10 protein-coding genes and 1 pseudogene are annotated in these 12,635 nt (G+C 69.4%); 7 read left to right on the top strand and 4 right to left on the bottom strand.

The features are described from left to right. Positions 1-361: 361 nt before the first annotated feature. Both AC5L36_RS22835 and AC5L36_RS22830 read right to left on the bottom strand, forming a co-directional pair. The gene (locus AC5L36_RS22835; protein WP_441219305.1) at positions 362-877 is read right to left on the bottom strand and encodes a hypothetical protein; all 516 of its coding nucleotides are present in this window, start codon (positions 875-877) and stop codon (positions 362-364) included. Positions 878-1,012: 135 nt separating this feature from the next. Next, on the bottom strand, positions 1,013-1,330 hold the full coding sequence (locus AC5L36_RS22830; protein ID WP_494908846.1) for a hypothetical protein: 318 nt from the start codon (positions 1,328-1,330) through the stop codon (positions 1,013-1,015). Positions 1,331-1,576: 246 nt separating this feature from the next. Here AC5L36_RS22830 and AC5L36_RS22825 point away from each other — a divergent pair, with 246 nt between their 5' ends. From AC5L36_RS22825 to AC5L36_RS22795, 7 genes are all read left to right on the top strand, one after another. Beyond that, positions 1,577-3,046, top strand: a complete 1,470-nt coding sequence (locus AC5L36_RS22825) for a carboxypeptidase regulatory-like domain-containing protein (protein WP_441219301.1) — start codon at positions 1,577-1,579, stop codon at positions 3,044-3,046. 609 nt (positions 3,047-3,655) lie between these two features. Then, positions 3,656-4,237, top strand: a complete 582-nt coding sequence (locus AC5L36_RS22820) for a SigE family RNA polymerase sigma factor (RefSeq protein ID WP_441219730.1) — start codon at positions 3,656-3,658, stop codon at positions 4,235-4,237. Between the two features lie 490 nt (positions 4,238-4,727). Next, positions 4,728-5,015, top strand: a complete 288-nt coding sequence (locus AC5L36_RS22815; protein ID WP_441219299.1) for a hypothetical protein — start codon at positions 4,728-4,730, stop codon at positions 5,013-5,015. A 91-nt stretch (positions 5,016-5,106) separates the two neighbouring features. Beyond that, complete coding sequence (locus tag AC5L36_RS22810) at positions 5,107-6,009, top strand: expansin EXLX1 family cellulose-binding protein (RefSeq protein ID WP_441219297.1); 903 nt, start codon at positions 5,107-5,109, stop codon at positions 6,007-6,009. A gap of 295 nt (positions 6,010-6,304) precedes the next feature. Further along, positions 6,305-7,756, top strand: coding sequence for a leucine-rich repeat protein (locus tag AC5L36_RS22805; protein ID WP_441219295.1), 1,452 nt, complete (start codon positions 6,305-6,307; stop codon positions 7,754-7,756). 500 nt (positions 7,757-8,256) lie between these two features. Next, positions 8,257-10,953, top strand: a complete 2,697-nt coding sequence (locus AC5L36_RS22800) for an RICIN domain-containing protein (protein WP_441219293.1) — start codon at positions 8,257-8,259, stop codon at positions 10,951-10,953. Between the two features lie 536 nt (positions 10,954-11,489). Continuing rightward, positions 11,490-11,744, top strand: a complete 255-nt coding sequence (locus tag AC5L36_RS22795) for a transposase (RefSeq protein WP_441219291.1) — start codon at positions 11,490-11,492, stop codon at positions 11,742-11,744. A 6-nt stretch (positions 11,745-11,750) separates the two neighbouring features. Here AC5L36_RS22795 and AC5L36_RS22790 read toward each other — a convergent pair. After that, positions 11,751-11,864, bottom strand: a pseudogene (locus AC5L36_RS22790) (transposase); the annotation flags it as partial. Between the two features lie 386 nt (positions 11,865-12,250). Then, positions 12,251-12,550: a GIY-YIG nuclease family protein gene (locus tag AC5L36_RS22785; protein ID WP_441219729.1), complete on the bottom strand. Its 300-nt coding sequence runs from the start codon at positions 12,548-12,550 to the stop codon at positions 12,251-12,253. Between the last annotated feature and the right edge of the window lie 85 nt (positions 12,551-12,635).

Raw genomic sequence — 12,635 nt, 5'->3', positions numbered from 1 at the left:
GGTACGCAACGAAAGAGCCCTGGGCACGAGACGAACGCTGGAAGTGGCGGAAGCATCCGCGTCGCCCTTCGTAGGCGGACGCGACATCGCGGCGGCCTGCCCATCCCCCAAGAACTCCAGCCATGCCACCGCCCTGGATCGGCATGGCTCCCCCAACTCGCGCCAGCGGCGGCCACCCGTGCACCCCGATCTCGGCGAAACCCCGCGCGGATCGCGGCTAAATGAGTACGCCGGGTGAGTACTTTGATCGTCAGCGCCCATTCCGATCTGACACGGCGATCGGGGCCAGATTTCGAGGGTAAGGATCAAGGAAGCGGCACGGCGCAACATTTCTATTGGGTGAGGTGGCGAAGGCCGCGCTTTAGGTACGCCGTGGGTTGGTGTCGACGTATTTGGCCCAAGCGGGGTCGGCTTCGCCGCGTAGCCACGCGTACCGGGCCAGCCCGTACCCGTAGATCGGTTCGGTCAGGTAGCCGAGCCGAGAACGTGTTGTGTAGGTGTCCTCGCCCCGGTTCTCCCGGCCGAACTCGAACGCGGCGTTGGCGGTGAAGATGGCAAGTCCGAAGAAGACGGTCAACAGGTCGGTCAGCGGCTCGTGATCCTCCCGCTCGCGCAATATTCGGCCGTCACCCAGCAGCAGGACGTGGCCCAGTTCGTGCGCGACGGTCGCCACGAGAGCCACGGGCTGCTGGGCTTGGTCGTCGCGGATCCCGATCACTGACCGCCCCTCGCGGAGCCGGTGGTGTCCGGCCGCACCGGCCGACGCGGTGTGGATTTGTATATGCGCGGACAGCCCCGGATCCTCGGCGGCGGCGTCGTGCTCCAGCTCCACCCGGGCCGGATCGATGTCCATGTGCTTGCACAACCGTTCGAGCACGGCCCGCACATCGTCGCGACTGCCCTGTAGGCGCCGGGGAAGTAGTCATCGGTGGGAAGCACGACCTCACCGAGCAGACGCTCCTCGCCGAACTCCGCCACGAGCCAGTCCATCGACTGTTCGATCCAACTCCGCTCAACCGACCGCACGGGGCACGACGTCCGCCACCACACCATGGCGTGATTGTGCGGTACCCCGAGAAGGTGCACAGCCCCCGGCCACGCCATGGAAATCCCTGGCAAAAGGGTCACGGACGGCGATGGTGTCCGCGTTGCCGGCCAGGTGAGCGGCGGCGATCCGCAATGCCAGCGGCAGGAACCCGCACAGCCGGCCCAGCTCCGCCGTGGCCTGCGGCTCGGCCCGCACCAGGTCCCGGCCGACGATCCGGGCCAGCAGCGTGATCGCGTCGGCGGCGGCGAGCACGCCCAGACGGAGGCGGCGGACGGCCTGCATGGCGACCCGCGGTCAAGGCGGTCTCGGCTGGTGACCAGCATCAGGCGGGCGCCGCTACCCGGAACCAGCAGCCGGACCCGCTCCGCCGACGCCGCGTTGTCCAGAACCATCAGCATCCGCCGGCCGGCCGGGACACCCGCCACCGAAAACGGCTCCGCCCGGTTCCCCGGCCCACAGGGCGCCCCGCTATCGCCTAGCCCGAGGGGGCACTCCCGATATTGATAGATGCACATCTATGGTGGTTCTATGAGTACCCGCCGCCGGATTGCCCGGATCCTCGCCGCCGCTCTCGTCCTCACCCTCGCTCCGGCCGCCGCCGCCCGCGCGGACCCGCCCACGACCGGCACCGTGGCCGGCACGCTCGCCGACGGGGCGACCCCCGTGCCCGACGTGACCGTGGAACTCTTGATCATGCCGTACGGTGCCCTCGTCAAGCAGACCCGCACCGACGCGGCCGGCGCCTTCCGCATCCCCGAGGTGCAGCCCCGCGAGTACACCATGCGCTTCAAGTTCCCCGGCGGGCTGAACCAGTTCCATCCCGGGGTGGTCGACCTGGGCGAGGCGCGGACGTTCACCGTCACGGCCGGCGCGGAGACGGTGATCGGCGAGGCGGTGATGCCGCACGGCACCATCGGCGGGCGGATCACCACCGACACCGGCGCGCCCGCGGCCGGCGCCCGCGTCGAGCTGCACCGGATCACCGCCGGCGGGCCGCTCGCCACCGTGCTGGCCGACGCCAACGGAGGCTACCTGTTCCGGTACCCGCCGAGCGGCCAGCACCGGATCGCCGTCGCCCCGGCCGAGCGCGGGGGAACGCTCCAGTGGGCGTACCGCCACCGCAGCTACACGCAGGCCGACCCGTTCACCATCACCCCCGGCCAGCACACCACAGTGGACGACCAGCTCTTCCCCACCGGTACCATCACCGGCCGGTTCACCCGCGACGGCGTGCCGGTCGCCAACGTCGTCGTCTACGCGACATCCCAAGCCACCACCGCCGAGTCGGTCTCCAACTGGACCGACGCCGAGGGCGTGTTCCGGCTGAAGCCGTACCCGGGCTCGTACAAGCTGAAGTTCGTCGTGCGCTCTGGCACCGGCCTGGACCAGTGGCTCGGTGGCGCCGAGTCGGAGGCCGCGACCCAACCGGTGCAGGTCGCCGCCGGCCAGACGGTCACGCTCGAGGAGCGGCAGCTGCCGACCGGCATGGTCCGCGGCCGGCTCACCGACGCAGCCGGCCAGCCACCGGTCGCCAGCGGCGTCGTCGTCTACGACACCGCGCGCGGCCGGACGTTCCAGGCCACCACGGCGGCCGACGGCACGTGGTTCAAGATGGTGTGGCCCGGCACCTACGCGGTGCGGTACTCGTCCGGCGGCCAGGCGCAGTGGGCGACCGGCAGGAGCACCCCGGAGACGGCCGATCCGGTGACCGTCGCCGCCGGCGGCACCACCTTCCTCGACGAGGTGCTGCTCCCGACCGGATCGCTCGCGGTGCGCGCGGTTGACCGCGGCAGCGGCGCGGCGCTCACCACCTTCTGCGCCACGGCATGGGCCCGGTACGTGTACCTGCGCGCGTGCACGCAGGACGGTACGGCGGAGCTCGCGCTGAGCGCCGGCGCGTACGAGGTGACGGTCTCCGACGACGTCCACCCCGCGGCGGTGCACCCGGACGTGCGGGTCGCCACCGGCCAACTGACGGCGCTAACCGCGCGGCTCTAGCCACGACCTCCTTTAGAGATCTTTCAGCATCGAGGTCATGGGTTTCTTAATGCAGATTTTCCCCGATCCGCGGCAGTTGCAGACCGTATGCCGGCGGGCACCGCGGAGATAGGCGGCTCGCTGCGCTCGCCGTGATCCCCGACCTCCGCCGCCAGGCCCGCGAGACAACCCCAAACCCGAACGACGCAACCACCAGATCTCCAGTTGCCGGTCTATCCACAATGGCGGCGGCCAGCGCGGGGGCGCCTCCGGCGGGGCGGCCTGGTCAGGGGGTGCCGCTGACCGCGTACGCGTGCACCATGGGGTGCAGGCCGGTCATGATCGGGCTCGGATCACCGATGCCGTACGCCCGAGCGGCGTACGCCCAAAAGGTGCGGACAGGTATGGGCAGGGGACCTGTAGGGCGCTACGGTCGTCCCCGGTCACGACGTGGTTGCCGTGCGCCACCGGCCGGTCTGGCAGTGTGGCACACAGCGCCCTGGCGGTGAGCCGCCTCCGGTGCGCAGCCTCGTTTGCTGCCGCGGTGGCATCGCGGGTGGTGTTGGTACCCTCCCGTGGGCCGGCCGCGGCGGCCGTGGCCGGCAGACGGTCCAGGAGGTGGAGGCGGTCATGGCGACATCGCGTGACGACGCCTTCCACTCGTTCTTTGAGGCTCATCACGCCGAATTGGCCCGCCTGGCCTACCTGATCACCGGCGAGGCGGAGGTGGCCGATGACCTCGCCGCGGACGCACTGCTGGAGGTGTGGCGACATTGGGAGCGGGTGGCTGCGGCCGAGAGTCCGATCGCGTACGCCCGCGGTGTGCTTGCCAACCTGGCCCGCAACAGGATCCGTAAATTGGGCCGGGAGCGGCGCGGTCTGCTTGGCCTGGGGTTGCTACGGCCGGAGCGGACGTTCGCCCAGGACGTGGACGTGCCTGTGGTCCTCGACGTGCGGGAGGCGCTTCGCCGGCTGCCGTACCGGCGCCGGGCATGCGTGGTGCTGCGGCATGTGTTCGATCTGTCAGAGCAGGAGACGGCGCGTACCCTCGGCGTCTCGGTGGGCACCGTGAAGAGCCAGACGTCGCGTGGGATGGCCCAGTTGACCGCGTTGCTTGGTGACAAGCCAGTACCGGCGACCATCCGGAGACGGTGGCTGGCTCCCGTCTCGCGTGCCCAGGGTCTGCCCGGCCCGTCCGGAGAGGGGACCTGATATGTCGTCGGATCGAGCCCGCTCCGCACTTCGCGCTGCCGCGGCGGCTCACCAGCCGGACCGCGCGGCCATCTTGGCCCGGATCCGACGCGGCCAGGCGACTGGTCCGGGCCTGTCGTACCGCCGCAGCCGTCGAGGTACCGTCGGGCGTGCCGCCGTGATGGCCGCGGCCGTGGCCGCGGTACTCGGGCTCAGCGTAGCTGTCACATGGGCCGCTCTGTCCGACGGTGGGACGCGGAAGCCGGTCCAGGCAGCGTCCGCAACGGCGCGTCCCGGCCCGACCCTCGCCTCAAACGCCGCTCCGGGACTGGCACCGAACCGACAGGATACGATCCGCCCGCCGTCCGCTGCCCATACGTCCCGTTCACCGGCGGCCTCTCCGGAAAAGACCAGTTCGCACCAGGGCTTTCTGTCGTCGAGCGGTGCCGTCGACCCGCATAGCATCGACAACTGGGCGCAGAGCAACGTGACGCTCAGAAACAGCCAGACCGTGACGGCGCTGCAGGTTCGTGTCCGGATCGCCCGCACGCCGGACCTGTCCAGCACCGGAGCCTGGAGCACCGTGCCGGTCCAGGATCTGGTGACCACCGTCGAGCAGCAGCCCGACGCGTTGGTCTACACCTTCACGCTGAAGCCGGGAGCGCGCCTCCCGTCGGCCGAGCACGTCTTCGCGGTGCAGTACGGGCACGCTGTGGGCGGCAGGAACCCGAGCCAGGACAGCTACCAGGCGACCGCGACCGCGGACGGTACTCGGGTAGAGGTGGAGGGCGGCTTCTGAATTTTCTCGGGGCGGTCGAGCAACCTTTCCGGTCTGCCGGACCACTGAAGATCGTTCGGGTCGATTGGAATGGTTGAAGGAGAGCACCGACATGACCCCTGTGCACCCGCGCCGCAGGTCGCGCCTCGCGTTCGCGAGCGCCGTATCCGCGGCCATACTGGCGGCCGGCGCTGGGTGCGGCGAACCATCTCCCGCCGGGCCTATCGCGGCCACAGCCGCCGCCAGCACCCAGGCGACCGTCCCGCCGGGGGTGGGGACCGCCACCGCGGCCTCTGGTGCGAGCAGCGCAACGGCGCGGCCGTCGACCTCTCCGAGCATCAAAGCGTCGCCATCGCCGAAGAAGAGCGGCCCGCGGACGGCGTCCGCCGCGGCACCGTTGGCGGGACGGATCCGGCCTAACGTCACGTACCGCGGAAAAGCTACCTTCTACGACGCTGGGGACGGCGACGGCGCCTGCCTGTTCGGCCCAGCCGGTGACCTCATGATCGGGGCGATGAACCAGACCGACTACGAGGCGTCCAAGGCGTGTGGGGCGTACGTGCTGGTCCGCGCGGCCAACGGCGCCTCGGTCACGGTCCGGATCACCAACCTGTGCCCATTGCCCTGCGCACCCGGGCAGATCGACCTCAGCCCTCAAGCCTTCGCCAAGCTGGCCGACCCCAAGCGCGGCGAGGTACCGATCACGTGGAAACTGCTCAGCCCCAGCATCTCCAACACGATCTCGATCCGATACAAAACCGGGTCCAGCCAATGGTGGTGCGGCATCCAGGCGATCGGCCACCGCAATCCGATAGCGCGACTGGAGGTCCGCACCAGCACCGGCTGGCAACGGCTGCCCCGCACCGACTACAACCACTTCCTCTCCGCCAACGGCAGCGGGTGCGGCGGCGCCATCAGGGTCACCGACATCTACGGAGAACGGCTGACCATCAACGGGATCGCGCTGAAGCCGGACGTCGCGCAGCCGACCCGGGTCCAATTCGCCAAGCACTGACCACGCCGGCGGTACATCGTGGAGACGACTTCACGAAGTTGAGGCTTGGCGCCGGGGCAAGTCCTCCACCAACCCCTTGCCGCGTGCCCCGGCCTTCGAGCCAATGGGACCGCGTGCTGCCACGTCGCCGAGTCCTCTGTAGGTGTGATCCTCGTAGTCCAAGCGACCGCCGAGTCGGGGGTGGTGGAATGATCTTCGTTCGTTGTGTCGACGTACCAGATCTGCGTTCTCGGTTATTCGGTTGGTCCCGGCCGGGTCTCCAAGGCATGGCAAAGGCGGCGGCGGGAGTACACGCATGAAGTGGATCAAGATCGCGGCTGGCGTGCTCGTGCTGGTCGTGGTGGGCGCGGCGGGGACGGCCGCGGCGGCGCTGCACGGAACGCGCGATCCTGTGACCACCGGGCGGTCGTGGGTGCCGCCGGGTGGGGCCGCAACCCCGGTGACCTCGTCGCCGGCCACGGTGCCGGCGCCTTCGGCGTCCGTGTCGCCGTCGAGCAGCCGTACGACTGGTACGGCGGCCGGGAACCCGTACGCCGCGGGCGCGGTGATCGCGGACATCACCGTCGACCCGGGTCGGGACCCGGTCTTCGCTCGCGACGCGGACCTGCGGCGGACCGAGACGTACACCTATCGCTTCTCCACGGTGGGCGACCACCGCCTGGCGCCGGGCACGTTCGCCTTCCAGTACGACGTCACCACCGGAGCCCTCAAGGCGCGGCTGGCCGAGCGGAAGGCCAACCTCGCCGCAGCGACCGGAATCGCGCTCTACCTGACCGGCGGGACGGCGCTTGGCGACGCCGATCTGGGGGCGTTGCAGGGCGTGCACCGCGACCTGGGGCTGACGAACCTGTCCCGTCTCTACGTCTACAACCTCAGGACACTGGCGGGTGGGACCGAGTGCACGCCGTCCTCCGGCCTGGCGTGCGCCGGTCAGACCGCTCGCGGCGGCACCTTCCCGTATCTGTGGTTCAACGGATGGTGGGACACGTGGGTCAAACACCTGGTCCTGGATGACCTGATCGAGGTGCCGGATGGGGCGTTCAGTAACCACACCTTCACGGACATGAGCCTGCGCGCGGCCCGGTCGATCGGTGTCATGGCGTTCGGTCACGGGCCACGCGCACGGTTGAGCGTGCTGTACCTGCCGAGTGTGCGGGCGATCGCGCACGACGCGTTCCGCCGCAACCAGTACCTGACAAAGGTCAATCTGCCCCGGGTCACCACGATCGCCGACTTCGCCTTCGACGACGCGTCGCGCCTGCGGTACCTCAACGCCCCGCAGCTCGAACGGATCGGCCGGAACGCCCTCAACGACAGCCACGCCCTCGTGTCGGTCAACCTGCCGAACCTGCGGTACATGGGCATCAACTGCTTCGACCTCAACCAGGCCCTGACCGGCCTGCGGCTGCCCGCGCTGACCGAGCTGGACAAAAACGCCATCATCCGCTTCGACAACCTCCGATGGCTGTACGCGCCGCGGTTGAGCACCGCCCGGCACGACTCGATCACCAGCAACCCGAAGCTCAGTGCCGTCCACCTACCGAAGATCACCCACCTCGGACCGCGCGCCCTCGCTGGCAATCCGGCCCTCGCCCGGATAAACCTCGGCGACCAACCACCCCGGCAGGACTCGGACGTCTTCGCCGGCACCGACCAAGCGACGATCTACCACACCGGCACCGCCGCCGCCTGGGCCGGCTTCGTCCCGGCCGGCAACCCGTCGCTACCGATCCGGGCACGAAACTAGAACCGTTTGAGGAACTGGGTTAGGGCTGAGGCAGAGTAGGAAGTTGGCGGCGGGCTTGGTAGCGGGCGAGGCGTTTGGTCATGCCGGCCACTGGCAGCCGGTTTGCGTCCATGACAACTCCCGTTGGATGGCAACGGGAGTTGTCCAGGTCGACGGCGGGTTGGCCCGGATCCCGTGCCTCCGGGCTGTCAGGGACAGTGGCCGGCCGCCGGGTGGACTCGGGTACCCCGCGGTACGGGTCAGCGATGTCTCATCGCGCGTTCGACGTCGCCGCCGCCACGGCCAAGTCGAAGTCGCGCCGGCGTAGGACGGTGCGGCCAGTTCGCCGCAGCGGTGGCCGGGAGTGATCAACGCCTACCGCACAGCGAGGTGACCAAGAAGTTCCCGGCTCGGGGCAACCTTTGCGGGGCAGGTAACCACAGAGGAGTGGGACCCGGCCACTGCGGTGCTGGATCCAGCTTTCCTCTGGTGAACGGCATGCATAAGGAGAACACCTCTTCATGAAGAACCCCACGAGCGGCGGACGCCACCGGCGTTACCGCCGTCGCTGGACCGCCATGGGCTTGCTGCTTGGCGTGTCCGCCCTTCTCGTGCCGTACCTGCTGTTCGTTCACGTGGACTCGCAGGCCGCGACGGTCGACGGCGGTGCCTACTATCGGCTCGTTTCCCTGCGCAGCGGTAAGGCGCTGGACGTCAACGCCTTCTCGACCGCCGACGGCGCCCACATCCAGCAGTGGACCGACCAGAACACCGCCAACCAGCAGTGGAAGCTGCGATCCACCGGGAATGGTTACTTCGAGCTGGTGAGCCGCAACAGCGGCAAGGTGCTCGGCATAGCGGGCGATTCGACCGCCCAGGCGGCCGCCGCGGAGCAGCAGACCGACAGCGCCTCCACCTCCCAGGAGTGGCGGATCGACGATGTGCGCGGTTCCGACGCCGTCACCTTCACATCCCGCAGGAGCGGCCAGGTCCTGGACGTGCACGGAAACTCCACGGCCGACGGCGCCGCAGTCATCCAGTGGCCCGGCCACGGCGGCACCAACCAGCAGTGGAAGCTGGTGAAACTGGCCGAGGCCCCGGCGGCCCAGATACCGACGGCCGGGACCCCGACGACCGCCGCCCCGACGGCCGGGACCGGCACGACGGAACCCAAGACCCCAACCGGACCGTATGTGTGGAAGAACGCCCAGGTGGTGGGCGGCGGTTACGTCACCGGGCTGGTGTTCAACCCCAAGGAGAAGGGCCTGCTGTACGCGCGTACTGACATGGGCGGCGCCTACCGTTGGGACGTCGCGGCCGAGCAGTGGATCCCGCTGACCGACTGGGCCGGCGAGAAGGACTGGAACCTGCTGGGCATCGATTCGCTGGCCACCGACCCCGTCGACCCCAACCGGCTCTACCTCGGGGCGGGCACATACACCAACGAGTGGGCGGGCAACGGCGCGATCCTGCGCTCCACCGACCGTGGCCGCACCTTCCAGCGCACCGATCTGCCCTTCAAACTGGGCGCCAACGAGGACGGCCGCGGGGCGGGCGAACGGCTGGCGGTCAACCCCGCAGACCACGACACCCTGCTATTGGGCACCCGCAAGAACGGCCTGTGGCGCAGCACCGACCACGGCGCGACATGGAGCCAGGTCTCCTCGTTCCCCGTCAAGAACGGGGCGAGCAGCGGCGCGGGCATCTCCTTCGTGACGTACGGCCCGGCCGCAGGCGAGACGATCTACGTCGGCGTCGCCGACACATCCACCTCCCTGTACCGCTCCACCGACGGCGGCAGCACCTGGCAGGCCGTCTCCGGGCAGCCCACCGGCCAGATGCCGCAGCACGGCGTGCTCTCCGGCGACGGCACGCTGTACCTGACGTACACCAACAACGTCGGACCCAACGACGTGACGGCGGGCTCGGTGTGGAAGTACACACCGGCCGGCGGGGCGTGGAAGGACATCTCCCCGTCCCAGGGCAGCTACGGATTCTCCGGTCTGGCCGTCGACCCGCAGAAGCCGTCCACGGTCATGGTCACCACCCTCGACCGCTGGTGGCCCGAGGACGAGATCTACCGGACCACCGACGGCGGCACGACCTGGAAGGCACTGGCCGCCAAATCGGTGCGGGACGCCTCCATCGCTCCTTACGTCGGCACCGGCACCGGGCACTGGATGACCGCCCTGGCCATCGATCCCTTCGACTCCGGCCACGTGCTGTACGGCACCGGCAACACCATCTGGCGCAGCAAGGACGCCACCGCCAACGACAGCGGCGGTACCAGCCACTGGGCCGTGGGTGCCCGCGGGCTGGAAGAGACCGCGCTGCTGGACGTGATCGCCCCTCCGGGCGGCGCCGCCGTCATCACCGCCATGGGTGACCAAGGCGGTTTCCGCCACGACTCCCCGTCCGACGTACCCGCCCGACACCTGCAGAACCCGGTGATGGGCAACAGCACCAGCATCGACTTCGCCCAGTCCAACCCCGCGGTGATGGTCCGCGTCGGCCGTGGCGGCGCGCAGGACGGCGCCTACTCCACCGACGGCGGCACCAGCTGGACCGGCTTCAAGTCGGAGCCAGTGGGCAGCGCCGACACCGGCCACGTCGCGCTCGCGGCGGACGGCTCCACCATCGTCTGGACCCAAGCCGGCCAGGCCCCGTACCGCTCGACCGACAAGGGAGCGAGCTGGTCGAAGGTCAGCGGCCTGGGCACCGACGCCGTGGTCGTCGCCGACCGCTCCGCGGCCAACACCTTCTACTCACTGGCCGGCGGCACGCTGTACGCCAGCACCGACGGCGGCGCGAGTTTCACCGCCCGCGCCACCAACCTGCCCGCAGGCCGGCTCACGGCCGTGCCCGGCATCGCCGGAGACCTGTGGATCGCCGGCGGCGCCAAGGGGCTGCTGCACTCCACCGACGGCGGCCGCACCTTCACCACGCTCACAACGGTGCAGTCCGCCTCCGCCCTCGGCTTCGGCAAGGCCGCACCGGGCGCCTCCTACCAGGCCGTGTACCTGATCGGTACCGTCAAGGACGCCACCGGCGTCTTCCGCTCCACCGACAACGGCGCCACCTGGCTCCGCGTCAACGACGACGCCCACCAGTGGGGCAGCATCAGCGGCGCCGGCGTCATCACCGGCGACCCCGACACCTACGGCCGCGTCTACGTCGGCACAAACGGCCGCGGCCTCCAGTACGGCGACCCCTCCTGACCCCAACCCCCGAGCGGGGGCCGCAGGCACAACAGCCTGCGGCCCCCGCCATGACTCAGGGACCTCGCTCGCCTCGTCCTGCACGAGCTCCTGCACGAGCTCCTGGAGGGGCTGTCTGGACGATGCCCGAGGCGACCCCGCACGCTGTCGTGGTGGTTGCTCATTCTGAGGTTTGCCCACCAGTACAACCAGCAACGGTCCTCGAAGGCGACACCAATCCCCGCCGCTCAACATGTTCGGTGTAGGAACGCAGTGTGCTGGAGCCGCCCGTCGGCCAGCGTGAGGTAGCCGATCCTTGTGGCTGCCTCCTCGGACAGCTCCGCCGTCGCTTTGGCCGCTCCCCCTCGCTTTCTACGCTCTACATTGAACGACGACCGAGAGTACTTCGGAGAACGGTTGGCGCAACGCGACCTCTGACGCGCTCGCAATGATCGAGGACACCTTTCCACCGCCCGGACCGAAGCTCGAAGACGAGATCGCCGAAGTCTGATCTTCCCCCGATAGCGTGGAGGCCAGAGCTTGAGGGATAGAGGTTCATGGCTGAGACGAGACGTCGGTTCGACCGGGAGTTCCGTGAGAGTGCGGTGCGGATCGTGCGGGAGACCGGTAAGCCGATCGCGCAGGTCGCTCGGGACCTGGGGATCAACGAGGGCACCTTGGGCAACTGGGTCAACCAGGACCGGCGGGCGGGGGGTGAGGCGGCCGCTGGTGGCGGGCTCGGTGAGGACGAGCGTGCCGAGCTGGCGCGGTTGCGGCGGGAGAACGCCGAGCTGGCGATGGAGCAGGGATGACGCCCCTATGTTTAGAGCGCTGTTAGCTCGTCGGTCGCCGCCGCGGTTCAGCCGGTGGCGGATGGTCTTGCCGGAGGACGCCTCGATCGGGCTGAAGCCGCAGAGCGCGGCGAAAGCGGCACGACACTCCCGGCCGCGCCTACTACCGCCGCCGCGTCGCCGAAGGCAAGACCACGATGGAAGCCCTTCGCGCCCTCAAACGCCACCTGTCCGACGTGGTCTACCAGCGAATGGTCCTCGACGCTCGACGCACCCAGACCAGCGAGGCGGACCCGGGAGGACCCCAGGCAGCGACTCTGCAATCCACCGCGGCCAGCCCAATCCCAACAGCCAACTCTTCGGACAAGTCACAACCCGGACCCGCTGCCCACCAGCCTAAAACATCCCTCGCCGCAACCCCTTGACCTAGAGGGGAGCCAGATCACTGCGCCTGATCTTTGGCCAACAGGGCGCGGATTGCGGCTGAGCGCGCATCGGCTACCCGTTCGCGTACCGGGCAACCGAGGTTACGGCATTCGCAAGGGCTCGACCGGGTCGCTGCTGGAGTTGTACGAGTTCTTGGCGGCGACCACGGCCGCCTGGACGTGCTCGGGGTCGACACCGTGCACGTTGAGCGGCGGGTGCACACGCCGGACAAGTTCGGCCTCGATGGTTGCCGGCTCCGCGTCCTCCGCCCAGGTCAAGCGCAGGTGCGCGTACATCCACGCGGTCAGCCGCGCCTCATCCTCAGCCACCAGGACAACACGATCGGTCCAGGTCGTCCGAAAACCCTCGGACACAAGAAGCCCGGCCAAGGTACGGCGCAGGGTCGAGCTGAACCGCCCCGGGTTCTGTGGAGACTTCAGTGGTTGACTCCAGCCACCGCGCGAGGCTGGTGTTGAGCGTAGTAGG

The organism is Phytohabitans sp. LZ39, from assembly GCF_059359075.1.
The sequence above is the reverse complement of the archived record's forward strand: the minus strand, read 5'-3'. Positions and strand labels throughout refer to the sequence as shown.

Coding starts and splice junctions, on each gene's coding strand:
- AC5L36_RS22830 (WP_494908846.1), bottom strand. CDS start 1,330: ATGCAGGCCGTCCGCCGCCTCCGTCTGGGCGTGCTCGCCGCCGCCGAC.
- AC5L36_RS22825 (WP_441219301.1), top strand. CDS start 1,577: ATGAGTACCCGCCGCCGGATTGCCCGGATCCTCGCCGCCGCTCTCGTC.
- AC5L36_RS22820 (WP_441219730.1), top strand. CDS start 3,656: ATGGCGACATCGCGTGACGACGCCTTCCACTCGTTCTTTGAGGCTCAT.
- AC5L36_RS22810 (WP_441219297.1), top strand. CDS start 5,107: ATGACCCCTGTGCACCCGCGCCGCAGGTCGCGCCTCGCGTTCGCGAGC.
- AC5L36_RS22805 (WP_441219295.1), top strand. CDS start 6,305: ATGAAGTGGATCAAGATCGCGGCTGGCGTGCTCGTGCTGGTCGTGGTG.
- AC5L36_RS22800 (WP_441219293.1), top strand. CDS start 8,257: ATGAAGAACCCCACGAGCGGCGGACGCCACCGGCGTTACCGCCGTCGC.
- AC5L36_RS22795 (WP_441219291.1), top strand. CDS start 11,490: ATGGCTGAGACGAGACGTCGGTTCGACCGGGAGTTCCGTGAGAGTGCG.